This is a genomic window from Elizabethkingia occulta, from assembly GCF_002023715.1.
Classification (GTDB): Bacteria; Bacteroidota; Bacteroidia; order Flavobacteriales; family Weeksellaceae; genus Elizabethkingia; species Elizabethkingia occulta.
In genome coordinates, this window is sequence record NZ_MAHX01000015.1 from 91,599 (window position 1) to 108,731 (window position 17,133).

At 36.4% G+C, this 17,133-nt stretch carries 16 protein-coding genes; 6 read left to right on the top strand and 10 right to left on the bottom strand.

Going from position 1 to position 17,133, the window contains the following annotated elements; translation table 11 throughout:
- The first annotated feature begins 58 nt into the window (after positions 1 to 58).
- Together BAZ10_RS09870 and BAZ10_RS09875 are read left to right on the top strand one after the other, a co-directional pair.
- Entirely contained in the window at positions 59 to 3,106 is a 3,048-nt protein-coding gene (locus tag BAZ10_RS09870; protein WP_078771923.1) for a SusC/RagA family TonB-linked outer membrane protein, read from the top strand.
- 10 nt (positions 3,107 to 3,116) lie between these two features.
- Entirely contained in the window at positions 3,117 to 4,481 is a 1,365-nt protein-coding gene (locus BAZ10_RS09875; protein ID WP_245803791.1) for a RagB/SusD family nutrient uptake outer membrane protein, read from the top strand.
- An 84-nt stretch (positions 4,482 to 4,565) separates the two neighbouring features.
- Here BAZ10_RS09875 and BAZ10_RS09880 read toward each other — a convergent pair whose 3' ends face one another.
- Both BAZ10_RS09880 and BAZ10_RS09885 read right to left on the bottom strand, forming a co-directional pair.
- On the bottom strand, positions 4,566 to 4,907 hold the full coding sequence (locus BAZ10_RS09880) for a DUF3276 family protein (RefSeq protein ID WP_009085547.1): 342 nt from the start codon (positions 4,905 to 4,907) through the stop codon (positions 4,566 to 4,568).
- 108 nt (positions 4,908 to 5,015) lie between these two features.
- Positions 5,016 to 6,704 (bottom strand): ABC transporter ATP-binding protein, encoded by a 1,689-nt coding sequence (locus BAZ10_RS09885; RefSeq protein ID WP_078403344.1) that lies wholly within the window; start codon positions 6,702 to 6,704, stop codon positions 5,016 to 5,018.
- A gap of 108 nt (positions 6,705 to 6,812) precedes the next feature.
- On the opposite strand from BAZ10_RS09885, the gene BAZ10_RS09890 reads away from it, so the two are divergent.
- Genes BAZ10_RS09890 through yajC form a run of 3 tightly spaced genes read left to right on the top strand, consistent with a single transcriptional unit; the run spans position 6,813 to position 8,669 of the window.
- Positions 6,813 to 7,718, top strand: coding sequence for a transcription antitermination factor NusB (locus tag BAZ10_RS09890; RefSeq protein WP_078771924.1), 906 nt, complete (start codon positions 6,813 to 6,815; stop codon positions 7,716 to 7,718).
- Positions 7,719 to 7,738: 20 nt separating this feature from the next.
- Complete coding sequence (locus BAZ10_RS09895) at positions 7,739 to 8,236, top strand: DUF1573 domain-containing protein (protein ID WP_078771925.1); 498 nt, start codon at positions 7,739 to 7,741, stop codon at positions 8,234 to 8,236.
- A 28-nt stretch (positions 8,237 to 8,264) separates the two neighbouring features.
- Positions 8,265 to 8,669, top strand: coding sequence for a preprotein translocase subunit YajC (yajC, locus tag BAZ10_RS09900; protein ID WP_078771926.1), 405 nt, complete (start codon positions 8,265 to 8,267; stop codon positions 8,667 to 8,669).
- Between the two features lie 67 nt (positions 8,670 to 8,736).
- On the opposite strand, the gene BAZ10_RS09905 is transcribed toward yajC, so the two are convergent.
- The 8 genes from BAZ10_RS09905 to BAZ10_RS09940 form a co-directional block, all read right to left on the bottom strand.
- Positions 8,737 to 9,672, bottom strand: a complete 936-nt coding sequence (locus tag BAZ10_RS09905; RefSeq protein ID WP_059156721.1) for a dihydroorotate oxidase — start codon at positions 9,670 to 9,672, stop codon at positions 8,737 to 8,739.
- Between the two features lie 63 nt (positions 9,673 to 9,735).
- Complete coding sequence (gene aspS, locus BAZ10_RS09910) at positions 9,736 to 11,490, bottom strand: aspartate--tRNA ligase (protein WP_078772044.1); 1,755 nt, start codon at positions 11,488 to 11,490, stop codon at positions 9,736 to 9,738.
- 128 nt (positions 11,491 to 11,618) lie between these two features.
- The gene (locus BAZ10_RS09915; protein ID WP_078771927.1) at positions 11,619 to 13,145 is read right to left on the bottom strand and encodes a S41 family peptidase; all 1,527 of its coding nucleotides are present in this window, start codon (positions 13,143 to 13,145) and stop codon (positions 11,619 to 11,621) included.
- A 17-nt stretch (positions 13,146 to 13,162) separates the two neighbouring features.
- Positions 13,163 to 13,369: a helix-turn-helix domain-containing protein gene (locus BAZ10_RS09920; RefSeq protein ID WP_078771928.1), complete on the bottom strand. Its 207-nt coding sequence runs from the start codon at positions 13,367 to 13,369 to the stop codon at positions 13,163 to 13,165.
- 3 nt (positions 13,370 to 13,372) lie between these two features.
- Entirely contained in the window at positions 13,373 to 13,948 is a 576-nt protein-coding gene (locus tag BAZ10_RS09925) for a DUF2975 domain-containing protein (protein WP_078771929.1), read from the bottom strand.
- Positions 13,949 to 13,968: 20 nt separating this feature from the next.
- On the bottom strand, positions 13,969 to 14,565 hold the full coding sequence (locus BAZ10_RS09930) for a DUF2975 domain-containing protein (protein ID WP_078771930.1): 597 nt from the start codon (positions 14,563 to 14,565) through the stop codon (positions 13,969 to 13,971).
- 142 nt (positions 14,566 to 14,707) lie between these two features.
- Positions 14,708 to 15,385, bottom strand: coding sequence for a DUF937 domain-containing protein (locus BAZ10_RS09935; RefSeq protein WP_260262807.1), 678 nt, complete (start codon positions 15,383 to 15,385; stop codon positions 14,708 to 14,710).
- Positions 15,363 to 15,875, bottom strand: coding sequence for a DUF2480 family protein (locus tag BAZ10_RS09940; protein ID WP_078771931.1), 513 nt, complete (start codon positions 15,873 to 15,875; stop codon positions 15,363 to 15,365). Before BAZ10_RS09940 ends, BAZ10_RS09935 begins: the two co-directional genes overlap by 23 nt.
- A 140-nt stretch (positions 15,876 to 16,015) precedes the next feature.
- Here BAZ10_RS09940 and lpxB point away from each other — a divergent pair, with 140 nt between their 5' ends.
- A complete protein-coding gene (gene lpxB, locus BAZ10_RS09945) occupies positions 16,016 to 17,116 on the top strand; it encodes a lipid-A-disaccharide synthase (RefSeq protein ID WP_078771932.1) in 1,101 nt (366 codons plus the stop codon).
- The last annotated feature ends 17 nt before the right edge of the window (positions 17,117 to 17,133 follow it).

Genomic DNA, 17,133 nt, shown 5'->3' on the forward strand with positions numbered 1-17,133 from the left:
TTTTAAAATCTTCCTAATCCCCCATATTTACTTTTGCTCTGTAAAAAAGTAATTAAATATGTTCGGAAACAGGAAAATGATTCTGGCCGCGGTTTTCTTTCTCGGGATAACAGCAACACTAAAGGCTCAGGAATCTGTACATGATATTATTGTGCGGGATAAAACCACTCAACAGCCTTTATCCAATGTAAGTATTAAAGATACAGCAACAGGAAAGGAGATAGTAACGGACGGAAACGGAAAAGTAGCTATTGAAGTTAAAACAGATCCGAAGACTTATGTTATTTCATTAGAAGGTTATATTGCTCAGGATATTGCTTTAAGCGCAGGAAAGCTACCGGACAGTATCTATCTATCGCCCGAAACAAAACAACTGGAAGGCGTTGTATTAACCGGTTATACAAGACAGTCTAAGGCTAAGACAACAGGTGCTGTATCTAGCATAAAGGCAGAAGTTATTGCAAAGACTCCGGTTGCTTCATTAGATCAGGCGTTACAAGGGCAGGTCCCGGGATTGTATGTGGCTTCTCCTTCCGGACAACCGGGAGCAATGGGCAGGGTAACGATCCGAGGTATTGGTTCTGTACAGGATGATAAAACAAATCCATTATATATACTGGACGGAATGCCTATCAGTCCGGAAGTTTTTGCTGTGCTCAATCCCCTGGACTACGAGGATATAGTGGTGCTAAAAGATGCTTCTGCTACCGCACAATATGGATCCAGAGGAGCAAATGGTGTGATACAGATTACTTCTAAGAAAGGAAAGAATAATGATAAAGGACATTCTCAGTTTTTTTATCAGAATCAGTTCGGAATATCTTCTGTAAATAATCAGAAATGGGATATGATGAACAGTTCTCAAAGATTAGAATTTGAAGAGATTCTGCAGGATCCAAATTTTCCTGGCTGGGCTTATTCCAGAAAAAATCCATATAAAATTGTCAACGGGCAGAAAATTGCGAAAACAGAATCCGATTATACAGAAGGCGATCAGAAGTTATCAGATTTGCGGGCAACAAATACAAACTGGAGAAAGTTGCTTTTAAGAAACGGAGTCACCAATTCCCATTATCTAAGTATGGGTAGTGGTGACCAAAAGACCAATCATTATTCATCGCTTTCCTATTTTAAGCAAGAGGGGGTATTACCAAACTCCGGAGTTGAAAGATTTAATATTAATAGCGGGGTGAATCATAAGAGTGGGCGTTTTACTTCTTCTTTTAATCTTAATTTAACCGGAGGGCAGACACAACTTTCTGAGTCCGATTTTGATGTAAGCGAAACCAATCCTGTGGCGTCTCTTTATTTTGCAATGCCATATGAAAAACCATATGATAAGGATGGAAATCTTACACCAGGTGTAAACCGGTTTGGAGCAAATGCTTTAACCATGTACCAGGATATTAATAGGAAAGAGAAACAACTTCAGGGAGTGCTGTCATCTAACCTTTCATTTGAAATTACTAAAGATCTGAAACTGACCAGTACATTGGGGGTGAACCATCAGCAAACGAGATTTACGAGAATTATAAAACCGGATACATACTTCGGAAGTATGGTAGATCCTGGTGAGCAGGGACTCTATGAAAGGATTAATACACAGAAAACCTCCTACATGGCCAATTTTGGGTTCAATTATAAAAAGAGATGGGGCTCCAATGAAGTCGAGGCAATTGCTCTTGCCGAGTTCAATAAATACAGTACCAACTACGATGGTTTTACAGGTTACGGACTTATACCCGGACTGGAGAATACTCCGGGAGGAATTACACCCGGAACACCAGATAATAATTTTATTCCAAAAATAAGTGGTGGCGCTTCCGAAAATATATTAGTATCACAATTAGGAATGCTTAGATATTCTTATGCAAATAGATTTACATTATCTGCTAGTATCAGACGTGATGGATCCTCCAGAGTTCCTTCAGAAAACAGATATAAATATTTTTATGCTTTCGGGGCAACCTGGAATATGAAGAATGAAGAATTCCTGAAGAATTGGGATGCTTTAAGTACACTTAGATTGAGATTAAGTCATGGACTAACAGGAAATGCGAGTGGTTTTGCCAGTGATTTTGGCTATCGTCAGCTATACAAACCTCAGCATTATAACGGTTATACTGCTTTTATTCCGATATCTCCGGGTAATCCCAATTATAACTGGGAGATGAACAAGATATCTGATGTGGGAGTAGAATTTGGGCTATTTAAAAACAGAATTATCGGAGAAGTTGATTTTTATAACAGAATAACAAGCGATTTGTTTATCAACCGTAGTCTGTCTATGACATCTGGTTTCGAGTCTATTGCAGACAATATGGGGAAAATCAGAAACAGAGGTGTAGAGTTTCGTTTATCCGGAGACGTCTTCAGAAACGATAATTTTAGCTGGAATCTGGGGCTTAATCTGGCCTACAATCAGAACAGGATCCTGAGTCTGGGATCCGAAGATGAGATTGTTACAGAAAATTATTCTATACACAAAGTAGGCTCAGCTCTTGGGCATTTTTATATGGTAAGATGGGCAGGAGTAGATCCTGCTACCGGAGCGCCATTGTATTATGATAAAAGTGGTGCTGTAACCAAAGAATATAATCCGGAAAATGCTGTAATGGTTAAAGGATCCTATGATCCACCAATTAAGGGAGGAATAACAACATCATTTACTTATAAAAACCTTCAGGTCAATGCCTTATTTACTTTTGTAAAAGGAATGTACAGACTCAATACTGCTGAGTTGTACAGAACTTCAGCCGATCCTAACTACAGAATTTATAATCAGTCCGCTGATATGCTGAATATGTGGCAGAAGCCAGGGGACGTAAGCCAGAATCCGGGAGCTCAGTATGCAAGATATATGACAGATCGGGAATTGCAATCTGCGGATTATATAAAGCTGAGAAATGTTAGTATCAATTATAAGCTGAAAGATTTAGGCAGTCTGAACAAATTCTTTAAAGAGGTAAACATTTTTGCTCAGGGACAAAACTTGTTGACTTGGACAAAATGGAAAGGGCAGGACCCTGAAGATGATAACAACTGGTATCAGTATGAATATCCTTTGCCAAGGACAATTACATTAGGCTTTAATGTTTTATTTTAAATGATAAGAAATGCGTAAAAATATATTAAAAGTAATGCTGTGCGCCTGTCTGGGTATAAGTATGGTAAGTTGTAATAATGTGCTGGATGTAGATCCACAGGATGCTTTGGATACAGAGAGAGTTTATTCCTCTGTGAGTAACTTCGAAAAAGGAGTGTTGGGTAGTTACAGCCTTTATTCTCCTGAATATAGTGTTCTTATAGGATCTGTGATGGCTGATGAATGTCGTCTGAATTCGCAAAATAATGGTGTAAATGGTTTCGGAAACTTACTGAACCGCTGGGAGTATACTTCTGAAGACGATATTTTGCTAAAAGCATGGAAAAACTACTATGCGGATATTTACAGTATTAACCTGCTTCTGGAAAATGCGGCTAAAGTACCGGTCCGGAATGAACAGGAGAGAAATAAGCAGAAGTCTTTGGTTGCAGAATTATACGGATTGCGAGCAATGGTTCATTTTGAGTTACACCGAAATTTCGGTGCATCTGATTCCGACGGTAATGAGGCTTTAACTATTCCTTATATTACAGATACCGATGTTAATAAGAAACCTGGTAAAATCAGTCTGTCAAAATTTTATGAATATCTATGGCTGGATTTGGAAAAAGCAAAAGATGTAGATGAAACCATAGATTTCCGAATGAATAAAAATGCGGTTACAGCTTTGGAAGCAAGAGTTGCATTGTATCAGAAAAATTATATTGTTGCTCTGGCGAAATCCACTCAGATTATTAATCAGTTTCAGCTATCAGATATAAGTCAGTATGAGAATCTTTGGAAAGATAAATCTCCTTCGGAAGTCATCTTTCGTCTGAAGAGAAGTAATGACAATAAACTGAGACCAAATACGCTATGGCAGGATTATACAGCTGGACGTAAATTCTTTCAACCTTCTTATAAATTAATGGATAGTTATACAGAATCCGATATCCGCCTAAGTAATTTTAGTAAAGATGGGGATATAGAAGAAGAGTTTATTAATAAATATCCGGGGAATGATTTTAGTGATAAAGTAAATGATGTTAAAGTTTTCCGTGTATCGGAAATGTATTTAATTCGTGCTGAAGCCAATTATTTTCTGAACAGAAATGATGCCGCCTTGCAGGATATTAATGAGTTAAGAAAGCACAGAATTAGCAATGGCGGGCAACTGAACACTATTGATCTGAATACCATACTAAACGAAAGATATCTCGAACTATCTTATGAAGGACATCGCTATTATGACCTGAAAAGATTAAAGCTCCCGGTTCAAAGGTTGGAAAAAGATCTGGCTGCTGAAGGGGATCAGAGCGAATTAAGTAGCGGCAATAAAGCTTATATTTTGCCCATACCGTTGAAGGAGACTATTGTCAATCCCAATCTGAAATAAGAAGCTCAGTCTTCATATTTTTCAATTATACTTTTAAACAAGAAGAGACAGCCCACAGGCTGTCTCTTTGTTTTGAAATTCTTTCTATAATTCTTCGTCAGTATCTATTGTGAAAGAATTAGTAGTTGTTTTGTAGTCTTTGTTATGTCTTTCAGAGATAACCTCTTCTCCTTTTTCATCCAGGATGAAGTTTGTTGATTCATTGAATAATTCTGAAAAACTTTTGAAATCTTCTTTGTAAAGGTAAATTTTGTGTTTCTCGAAGCTTGCTTCTCCATTTTCTGAGAAATTCTTTTTACTCTCTGTGATTGTCAGGTAATAATCTCCTGCTTTTGTTTCTCTCACATCGAAGAAATAAGTCCTTCTACCTGCCTTTAACACTTTTGTGAAAATCTCATTCTCCTGGCGTTCCTTGTAATCGCTCATTGTTCTAACATTTTAAGATTCGTGCGTTAACAAATATAGAAGAATATTCTGAATATCAAAGAATTTTTATTAAATATTGTTAATTACCTTGTTATCAGTAATGAAAATTTATTGAACACGTACGAAATCAGTAATTACGCCATCATTTAGATGAAGAATTGCATGCGCATTTTTGGCGCTGGATTCACGGTGAGTGATGATTATGGACGTTGTTTGTTTAATTTCCTTTTCAATATTTCGTAAGATATTTTCCTCTGTTTCTGTATCTAGTGCAGAAAGGCTGTCGTCAAAAATCAGGATTTTAGGTTTTTTAATCAATGCTCTGGCGATGCTTATTCTTTGTTTTTGTCCACCAGACAGCATTACACCTCTTTCCCCAACCATCGTATTATATTGGTCTTTAAAACCAACGATGTTTTTGTGTACATCAGCTACCTTAGCAAATTCTTCGACTAAAGCTTTTGTAGGATTGTCTATTGCAAATCCGATGTTATTCTCAATAGTATCAGAAAACAGATAACTTTCCTGAGGAATGAAACCTATATTTTCGCGATAAACGCCAAGGTTGTGCTCTTTTAGATTTTTACCGTCTATCAGAATTTCTCCACTGTCCGGATCTAGTAAGCGGCATAAGAGTAATGCAATAGTAGATTTACCACTTCCGGTTTTACCCATAATGGCTAAAGATTCTCCGGCTTTAACTTTGAAACTTACATTCTTTAAAGCCTGAATGCCGGTGTTAGGATAAGTATAGCTTACATTACGGAATTCAATATCACCAGTAATGTTATAAAGATCGTGATTGCTGTTTCTGATTTCAGACTTCATATCCAGGAACTCATTGACACGTTGCATGGAAGCCTCCGCACGCTGATTAACAGACGTTACCCAGCCGACCATACTGAAAGGCCAGATCAGAATGTTGATGTACATGAAGAAGTCTGCAATAGTCCCGACAGATGTCTTTCCACTGATGTATTGTTCCCCACCAATATAAAGGATGGCAACATTCAGGAGTCCGATAACAAAAAGAATAATGGTAAAAAAGTAGGCTTCAGTCTTTGCCAGATCCAAAGCTTTTACCATATAATCTCCAACCTTATTGTTGTAGTTCTTTTCAATATACTTTTCCTTGTTAAAGAACTTTACGACACGGATTCCCGAGAAACTATCCTGAACAAAAGTCGAAATTGCAGACTGACTTTTCTGCATTACTTTGGACTTTTTGTTGATGATAGAACTTACCTTATATATAACAAAAGATAATATAGGAAGTGGGATTAGTGTCCATATCGTCATACGTACATCAGTAAGCAGCATATAAGTGGTTGTAATAATCAGTAATACCGATAAGTTTACCACATACATTACACCAGGGCCAAGGTACATACGTATAGCCACAACATCTTCACTCAGTCGGTTCATTAAATCTCCGATGGTCGTATTTTTGAAAATAGTCAGAGAGAGATTCTGATAATGAGTGTAAATTTTATTTTTCAGCTCATATTCGATTCTACGGGAGGCTACGATAATAGTCTGCCTCATCATGAATGTAAAGAAGCCGGATAATACAGAACTGCCGACAATAATAGCTGCATTAATAAGTAAAGCCTTGAACAAAGAATCTTTCGATATATGTTTGTTGGTCAGTACTTCTTGAATGACATTGACGGATTTTCCGATAAATTGTACTTTATAAATAGCAAAAAAATTGCTGAGTATAATGAAAAGTAATCCCCAAGCCAGTAATACACGATGTTTGTAGAAATAGGGATTAAGTGTTTTTAGTGCTTTCAACTTCTGAATTTTGTTTATTTAAAAACGTTCCGTTACGAATGACAAAATTAAGGTTTTTTATGCAAAGAGAAATGCGTAAATTTGTGCCTTAAATTTAAGTTCTTTGAAATGGTAGGAAGAAGACAGCTCCGCGAAAAAGTAGTGCAAACGCTTTATGCATATCAGCAAAACCCTAAAAGTGTCGATGTAGTTCTGAAAAATATGATGAAAGAAATAAGCAAAATCTATGACTTATATGTCTATGAGCTTAACTTTTTGGTCGCAATTCATCAATTAGCTGAAGAGCAAATTGAAATCGGAAAAAGAAAATACATCAAATCTGAAGAGGAAGCTAATCCCAATCTGAAGTTTGTTGAAAATAAGATATTGCTTCAAATCATTGAAAACGATGAAAGAGGAGAGTATACAGCAAACAACAAACAGCTGATGTGGGACACTAATGACGATCTTGTTGTGAAAACCTACCAGAGAATAAAAGCCGGAAAACGATATAAAGATTATATGGAATCGGCTGATAATAGCTTTGAAGATGATCAAAAATTCATTGGAAAACTTTTTCTTCGTTATATTGCGGAAAATGAAGATCTTCATGATTTCTTAGAAGGAAAAGAAATGGCATGGGCAGATGATATTCATATTGCAAATTCATTAATCCAGAAAACAATTGGATTTATGAAAGCAGAGCAGGAGACGCATACCCTTATCAAGATTATTAAAAATTATGATGATGAAAGCTTTGCTAAAACATTATTAGCTCAGACTGCACTTAACTGGGATAATACTGAAAAGAAACTAGAAGAAAGACTTCAGAACTGGGATCTGGAAAGAGTTTCTTTAATGGACAAAGTAATCCTTATTACTGCGCTTAGCGAAATGGATGAATTTAAATTGACTCCTTCTTCAATTATTATAAACGAATATATAGAGATTGCAAAAGTATACTCTTCTGACAAATCTAATGTATTTATTAATGGTATCCTGGATAAGTATGCCAAAGACAATTCGAGAATATAGAATAAAATAATACCTTTCACATGAAAAGACTTACCTACCTACTGATGATTTCTTTTTCTGCCATGGCTGTGGTAGCATGTAAAAAAGAAGAAAAAAAACTGGTTGTTTCAGAAGATCAGTCAGCTTTGAGTACATCGGGATTGCAACCTCTTGCTGCTGAGCAGACACAGGCGGATATAGTTGCAGAAGCTAAGAAGCTTCCATTAACAACTTTGGCAATTTCAGAAAATAATTTCAACTTTGGGGATGTTAAGAAGGGGGATCATGTAGAGCATACTTATACTGTGACTAATACAGGAGATAAGCCTTTGGTAATTTCTACAGTAAAGCCTGGATGTGGCTGTACTGTTCCGGAGTATACTAAAGACCCTATTCTTCCGGGACAAAAAGGAAAAGTAACGCTTAAATTCGATTCAAGTTCTTTCGAAGGATTACAAAACAAATATGCTGAGGTGTATACTAACACGGAAAAGTCTCCGGTGGTACTTAACTTTTCAGCTAATGTTCTAAACAAATAATTTTTTATTAATCTATTAAACCCATAATATGCTAACAATTTTTTTACAGGCGCAACAGCAAGGTGGTGGTTCTATGATGTTCATCATGATGGCTGTAATGCTGGTTGGATTCTATTTCCTAATGCTGCGTCCGCAAATGAAAAAACAAAAACAGGAAAAGAACTTCCAGGAAACTATAAAGCCGGGGACCAGAGTTGTTACAACTTCAGGAATGCACGGTAAGATTGTAAATGTAATGGAAGACGGGGTGATCATCGAAACAATGTCGGGTAAATTAAAGTTTGAAAGAGCTGCAATTTCCAGAGAATTTACTGAAGCTCGTTTTGGAGATAAAAAAGCACCTGCTGCTAAAGAAGCTCCAAAAGAAAATAAAGTAAAAGAAGTAGCGAAAGAGGAAAAAGAAAATGTTACAGACGAAACAGAAACTAAATAATTTTTCTTTACAGATATAAAAACGCCGCAGATATTTATCTGCGGCGTTTTTGTTATATTGTAACTGATTATAAACTTTTCAGCTTACCTCTGAAGTCTTCTATGCTGGTATAGCCTTTCTCCTGCATAATTGCTTTCAGCTCTTCCAGTATTCTGTCGAAAGCGCCAGTACCTTCTTTCATCAGCTGGGTGCCAACCTGTACCATTTGTGCTCCACAAAGCAGATGTTCAAAAGCATCCTTTCCGTTTTCTACTCCTCCGCATCCGATTACAGCGATATCACTGTTTAGTCTTGTGTAGAAAGCTCTTACGTTAGCCAGTGCAGTTGGTTTTACATAAGCGCCTCCAATCCCTCCGAATCCGTCTTTTGGCTTAATTACAACTTCTTCGTGATCTACATCTATATAAAGTCCGTTTCCGATAGAGTTGATGCAGTTAACGTACTGAAGTGGGAATTTATTTAGAATTTCAGCCATCTGATCGAAATGCGCAATATCGAAGTATGGCGGAAGTTTTACACCAATTGGTTTCTGGAAGAATTCGAAAGCTTTGGTTAGAACCTCTTCAGTTCTTTCGAAATCATATCCTACCTGTGGTTTCCCGGGTACATTAGGACAAGAAAGATTTAATTCAGTAATTCCTTTGAAATCGGAATCATTTATTTTCTGTAGCATCTCCAGGTTGTCTTCCATAGACATTCCTGCAATTGAGATGAAATTGATTTTTCCCGGATTTTCATTCTGAAAGTTAAGAGAGAAATCCAGATAAAAGTCAAAACCTTTATTAGGCAATCCCATGGAGTTGATGCTTCCTAAAGGCACATCTACATATCTTGGGCTTGGATTCCCTTCTCTGAAATCTGGTGTAGCACTTTTAGTTACAAAAGCACCTGCAGAAGATCTTAGTAACTGATCCAGTTCCATTTCGTCATAACACATTACGCCGGAAGCGTTCATGAATGGATTTTCAAATTCGTAATTGGCAATTCGGGAGGTAAGATTCATTTTTTACTTTTTTATTCGTATTTCAAATTTAACAAAAAGCGGGAGAGTATCCCGCTTCTATTTTTATTCGTTAATGTTAATTGTAAGTGCTAACTCATCGAGCTGCTCATTGGCAATGGATGCCGGAGCGTCGATCATTACATCTCGGCCACTGTTATTTTTAGGGAAGGCGATATAATCTCTGATAACTTCATTTCCATCTAATACAGCTACAAGTCTGTCAAATCCGAAAGCCAAACCGCCGTGTGGAGGTGCTCCGTATTTGAAGGCATTCATCAAGAAGCCAAACTGTGCTTCTGCTTCTTCCGGTGTGAACCCAAGAAGGCTGAACATCTGAGCCTGAAGATCTTTATCAAAGATTCTGATAGATCCACCGCCGATTTCGTTACCGTTGATAACTAAGTCATAAGCATTAGCTCTTGCTTTTCCTGCTTCATTTTCCAGTAAGTGGACGTCTTCCGGCTTAGGAGAAGTAAAAGGGTGGTGCATTGCGTGGTATCTCTGTGTATCTTCATCCCATTCCAAAAGCGGGAAGTCAATAACCCAAAGCGGAGCGAATTCATTTCCTTTTCTTAGTCCAAGGCGGTTACCCAATTCCATTCTTAGTGCAGATAGCTGTGCTCTTACTTTATTCTCGTTTCCGGAAAGTACAAGGATTAGGTCACCTGGCTTAGCACCAAATTCTTCTGCGATTTTCTTTAAATCGTCTTCATTATAGAACTTGTTAACAGAAGAAGTTACAACACCATCGGCCTGATATTTTATCCATACCATACCTGTAGCACCTATCTGTGGACGTTTTACCCAATCGGTTAATTCGTCGATTTGTTTTCTCGTATACTCTGCACAACCTTCTACATTGATACCAACAACCAATTCTGCTTCGTCAAAGATTTTGAAATCTTTACCTTTTACAAGGTCATTCAGTTCATGGAATTCCATTCCGAAACGAATATCCGGTTTGTCATTACCATATTTTTTCATAGCCTCTGCAAAAGTCATTCTCGGGAACTTTCCAAACTCCTGACCTGCAATGTCTTTCAATAAGTTCTGAGTAAGACCTTCGAATATATTCATAATGTCTTCCTGCTCTACGAAAGCCATTTCACAGTCTATCTGAGTAAACTCCGGCTGTCTGTCGGCTCTTAGATCCTCGTCACGGAAGCATTTTACAATCTGGAAGTATTTATCCATTCCGCCAACCATCAATAATTGTTTGAAAGTCTGCGGAGATTGTGGCAGTGCATAAAACTGGCCCGGGTTCATTCTGCTAGGTACAACAAAGTCTCTGGCACCTTCAGGTGTGGATTTGATAAGAACCGGTGTTTCTACTTCAATAAATCCTTGGTCAGAAAGATAGTTTCTTACCTTCTGAGCTATTTTGTGACGGAAGATTAACTTATCTTTCACCGGATTTCTTCTGATATCCAGGTAGCGGTACTTCATTCTAAGTTCTTCACCGCCATCTGTTTCATCTTCAATAGTGAAAGGAGGTAGTTCGGAATTGTTCAGAATAGTTAATTTTTCAACCAGAATTTCAATTTCTCCGGTTGGTATTTTAGGGTTTTTACTAGCTCTTTCAATTACTTTTCCGTTAACCTGAATTACAAATTCACGGCCTAGTTTTTTTGCTTCTTCCAGTAATGCAGCAGAAGAGCGATCCTGATCGAAAACCAGCTGTGTTATTCCGTAACGATCTCGTAAATCTATCCAAATCATAAAACCTTTATCACGGATAGTTTGTACCCATCCTGAAAGTGTTACTTCTTCGTTTAGATTCTTCAGAGATAATTCTCCGTTGGTGTGCGTTCGGAACATTTTATTGTATTTAAAATTTGATTTTTTTGTTTCATTCAGGTAATTAGCCTGGTAGAATTTTTCAGGTGCAAAGATACGGAATTTAAAGAAAAAGCCTTTTAGAATTTTACTTCCAAAAGGCTTTTTTATTATTGCTTGATCCATTGAAGCGCTGCGAGGATTTTCTTATCGTTTGAGAGGTCTTTGAAGTTATCTCCGCCAATTATTTCTACATCTGGTGGAATACTTTCTTTATATTCCTTATTGTTTCTGTCTGCTTCATAAGAACTGGACAATAAATAATAAAGGTCTTCTGAGATTTTGATGCTGTTATTTGCAGAAACCAGTCCTGTTGTTTTTTCTCCGATTAGTTTTACATTCTTTTTACCAATGAAGGATATTGCAGTTGCTTCTCCGGAGCTGGCAGTTGCAGGGCCAATTAGTAATGCTATTTTAATATTTTTGCCAGGGTTACAATTGTTTTGTAATGTAATGTATGCATTGTCATTTACCAGTAAGCTTCTGTCCTTAATAAACCATGAGTTGAGTATTTTGCCATTGTCTACGAAAGAGCCGGCTTTCCCGTTTCCTAATAAAGGCGCAATCCCCGAAATCATTGGATACATATTGCCACCCGTATTTAACCGCAGATCTATAATAATTCCTTTTAAATCTTTTAGATTCAGTTTGCAAAGAGAATCCCGTAAGGCTTGGCCTAGTTTCTTAACCTGTTCTTCTCGTTCTCCATCTTTCTGAGAAGTACTCATTCCCGGAATAGAGATATAACCAATCTTTTTTTCTAATTTTTGAATATTAATAGTGCCTTTAGATGTATTGAGTGCCTCCATTGTCTCCTGATTGACTCTGCTGTACAGATTTACCGGATTTAAACGGCCAACCGATGCGTTTTTAGATTTCAGAAAAGAATGATTATCATTTAATTTGCCCAGCATTAGTGCTACGGCAGGCTTTACAGCATTAAATACATTGTTAGCATTTGGGTTTAGTGCTTTCTGAACTTCTGGTATAAGTTCGTTCCAATTAACATTGTTTTTATATATACTATTGTTTTTAGTGGCTTCTATGATACTATTAAGCGTATCTAATGCTTCTTTCTGATCAACAGTTTTAATAATAAATTTTGCATCCTTAATATCTGTTCCGTCAATTGTTACTTTAAAGTTATCAATCCACATTTTACCACTCCCTGATAGCATTGCGCCAATGAGGATCTGGTCTGTTGCGTCGGGATTTAAAGAAAGTGTAATTTCTGCTTTTTGCCAGTCGGTTGTTCCTTTTATACCCCTGTCCTGCATATTGTCAAAAGCTATTTTCGGATCTATACGCATCCAGAGAGCAGCTTGTCCATCTGAAATATTTTCAGTTTTAATATATCCGGAGAAAGTAATTTTTTTTCCGGTATAGTTATGTGGTAGTCCTAAAGTTATGATTTTGTATCCTCCATTGCCTTCAATGAGTAAAGCATTCTTGCCGTTCTGAACATTTTTGGTGTCTATGCTTACCTTATATGAAGGGCTTCCAGAAATATACCATCCCTTGGGAAGACTGTTTTCGGTCTCTTCAAAGCTAAGATTTAATGGAGGGTTAATTTGATTTTGGGCATAAGTATTCCAGCTCAGGAATAGGCAAGCCGCCAGAGCTAATAGTTTTTTCATAATAATATTTATTGATTTTAGTCTTCTGTATATTCTAAAAGGTCTCCAGGCTGACAATTCAAGGCTTTACATAAAGCTTCCAGAGTTGACAGTTTTATAGCCTTGGCTTTTCCTGTTTTCAGGATAGAAAGATTGGCCTGTGTAATGCCTATTTTTTCTGCAAGTTCCTGAGACTGCATTTTACGCTTTGCAAGCATTACATCTACATTAATTATGATAGGCATAGTCTAAATAGTTAATTTATTTTCAGATTGTAAATCGTAACCCTTTTTGAAAAATGCATAAGCAAACAAGGTGATGAAAAATACAAACAGGAAAGGTATTAGATGGGAAATTATTTTTGTAACTTCATTAAGCTTGACCTCTCCAAAGAAAAAAGTATAAATGAGTCCAAGAATAATGTTAAAGCCAAGAAATAATCTTGTCCATTTTAAAAGATTCAGGCTGAAAATATTCTCGCTGCTTAATGCTCCAAATATTTTTTTCAGACAGTAAAAATAAAATGCAAAACCAGCAAAGCCAATTAAACCTTCAAAAAATAAACGGGAAGAAAACACACCACTAAAAAAGTTTAAATCGATAAAAGGATATTTTATGCTGAAAGTATTCTCTTGTATTCCGGTATATAACTTTATTCCGGTAGAAAAAGTACTAGCCATAATCTTGCTGTCACTAGTGTTATTATAATAACAGATGGTATAGCCTAATAAGAAATAAATAAGGTGTATAAAAAATAAAAAGAAGATAAATGTAATGCCCCAGTTGATATATCTGGCTAATGAATTTTTACCAATAATTTTCATGATTTTATGTTTTGGTGTATTTAGATTGTTAAATCGTTTTCAGATTGAAGTTTATATCCTTTTTTAAAGAATTCAGCAGTAAATGCTGCAATAATAGCAATGAATATGTACGTGAAACTTGAAAAGAAAAGTGAGCCACTAAAGGGTATCTTAGATATAATTACCCAATTAATGATATACAGGGGAACGAAAATAAATATTGAGATGTAAAGTCTCTTTAGTAATCTGATAATTTCTTTACTGAATATATCTTCTTTACTCAGTGCCTTTGAAATCTTGTAACCATATAATAGAAATGTGCTCCAGAAAATTCCAACAATGGTATGATTGAAAAATATACCAAGAGTATAGTTTCCTGTAAGCATTTGTTGATCTGAGAAAGGGTATTTGAATCTGAAAAATAGATGGTTGGGATTGGTGACAGCTTTTCCACCCCAATCAATAGAATGTCCAACATAAAAAGTTTCCGACAAAAAGTTATTATTTGTCTTTAGGTTGATATAAGTAATAGCAAATCCTAGAAGTTCATAAATGACATGGAAGGCAATAAATAGAAAAAGTACCAGAAACAAATAGCTTAAATATTTTGCCAGTGAATTTTCACCTATAATTTTCATGTTTAATATTTTAATTATATCGCAAATGTATAAATTTTTATTGTATTGCGATAATTTTTTTTATTTAAAAATAAAAACAAGATTTAGTGTAAATAAAAAAACCGGAACAAAGTCCCGGTTTTGTATATGTGGTTAACAATAATTACTTACCGAATAAGCCTCCTAGAAGTCCTCCAAGACCACCACTTTGTCCCTGTTGTTGGTTACCTCCACCTAAAACACTTCCTAAAAGATCAGTGATTGGGTTTCCGGAAGAAGCTTGTGCTTCGTTAGTTGCATTTCCCATAATGCCTCCTAATAAATCGCCAAGGCCACCAGCTCCTGTATTGTTAGCTTGTTTTTGTTGTCCGATATATCCCATAATAATTGGTGCAAGCATTGCTAATGCCGGACCAATTTTGTCCATAGAGATTCCTGTGCTTTGAGAAAGCTGGTTTTCAACATTTTGTTTGTCACTTCCAAAAACATGATTCAGAATAGAGCCACCTTCGTCTTGTCTGTTTAGAGCCTGACTAGGATCATTTAAAATGCTGCCATCATGATCTTTGTCTAGTGCATTATTTAGAGCCTCAGCATCAGCTGCATTTTTAGATTTGTTTCTAAGATAAGATATTACTAAAGGAGCGGCTACTGCCAATAGTGCAATAATCTGACTTTTGCTGATTCCCATTTTATTTTCAGCTTGTTCAGCAACCTGGTTGCCGGTGTTACCTGTAATAAGGTCTAATAAACTCATAGTGTTTTTATTTTGTTGTTTACCCAACGAATTTAAAAAAAAAATAATAGGAGTTTGGCATTTATTTTTTGAAAATCGGAACATTACTGCAAGCTTCCCCAAACATCAAGGACTTTACAATAGGGCGAAGCTTTTCTACCAATTCTACGTAAGCATTTTCCGGGATGCTGAAATCAGAGCATCCTTTTACCAAAACTCTTTTGTCCTGCATTTCGGAAAAGTCATGTTCCTGAATCGCATCATGGAAAAGAAGTAATTCCAGTTCCTTTTGCGAGCCATAGACTACTTTTTTAGCAGAAAACATTAATTTGTCTCCAAGAAGGAAGTAAGCCCATAGCGGAACAATAGCATCTACAGAACAGTAGATGTATACATAACAGTCTTTATATGGTTCTGTATCCAGATCTGAAATCATTTGGCGAAAATCCTTTTCCCTCAAAATAAGCTCCTGAAAAAGGAAGTCTTTTATATCGATTCCGATTCTTTTTCCTTTGGGTTGCAGGCTTGCCAGGTCAAAATTAACCAGACTAGTGTTCTCAGCTACTTTATTGCGAATTTCAAATTCTTCTGACATTTTTTATTTTTATCTTTACACAAAATTAAGTCAAATTAATTTAGAAGAAAATAATACCAGATTTAGATACTGTCAATTAAGTATGAAGTATGCTTACAGAATGGATATCTGAATGAATAACATCTAATAGCTGATTACCTTTGAAATATTACCTTATTGCTGGAGAGGCTTCCGGAGATTTACACGGTTCAAATCTTATGAAGTCCATTAAAAAGAAAGACGCTGACGCAGAATTTAGGTTCTGGGGCGGAAACTTAATGGAAGTACAAGGCGGAACATTAGTAAAGCATTACCGCGATCTGGCATTTATGGGATTTGCTGAGGTCATTCAGAATCTTGGAACAATACTGGGGAATATAAAGCTGTGTAAAAAAGATATTCAGGACTACAAACCCGATGTTTTGGTACTGATAGATTATCCGGGATTTAATTTACGAATTGCAAAGTTTGCTAAATCACTTGGAATAAGAGTTGTTTATTATATCTCACCACAATTGTGGGCATGGAAGGAAGGGCGCGTTGAGATTATTAAGAAGTATGTGGACGACATGCTGGTGATTCTGCCTTTTGAAAAAGATTTTTATAAAAAACATCAGATAGACGCTCATTTTGTTGGGCATCCACTACTAGATGCTATACATAATCTACCAGATTTGGATACACAAAAATTCAGGACTGAAAATAACCTTACAGATAAAGAGATCATTGCATTATTACCAGGTAGTCGTAAGCAAGAGGTAGAGAAGATGTTAGAAATTATGCTTTCTGTCAGGCCTTTCTTTCCGGACCATCAGTTTGTGATTGCAGGAGCACCTTCGTTGGAAAAAGAATTCTATGAGCAGTATGTGGACGATCAGGTTCATTTCGTTTCCAATAAGACTTATGATCTTCTAAGGTCTTCCAAAGCAGCTTTGGTAACTTCCGGGACTGCAACATTGGAAACAGCATTACTAAATGTTCCGGAGGTTGTATGCTATCGTGGAAGCCAGATTTCTTATGAAATAGCTAAGCGACTTGTAAAGCATATAAAATATATTTGCCTGGTTAACCTTATTATGGATAAAGAAGTAGTAAAAGAGTTGATTCAGAAAGAGCTGACCACAGATAATTTAAAAAAAGAATTATCTTTAATTCTTTCGGGAGTAAACAGAGAACGGATTCTGGATGAGTATTATATCCTTCGAGAGAGGCTTGGTGGTGCTGGAGCTTCAAATGAGGCGGCAAGTATAATTGTTAAATAGTTTTATTTTTCTATATA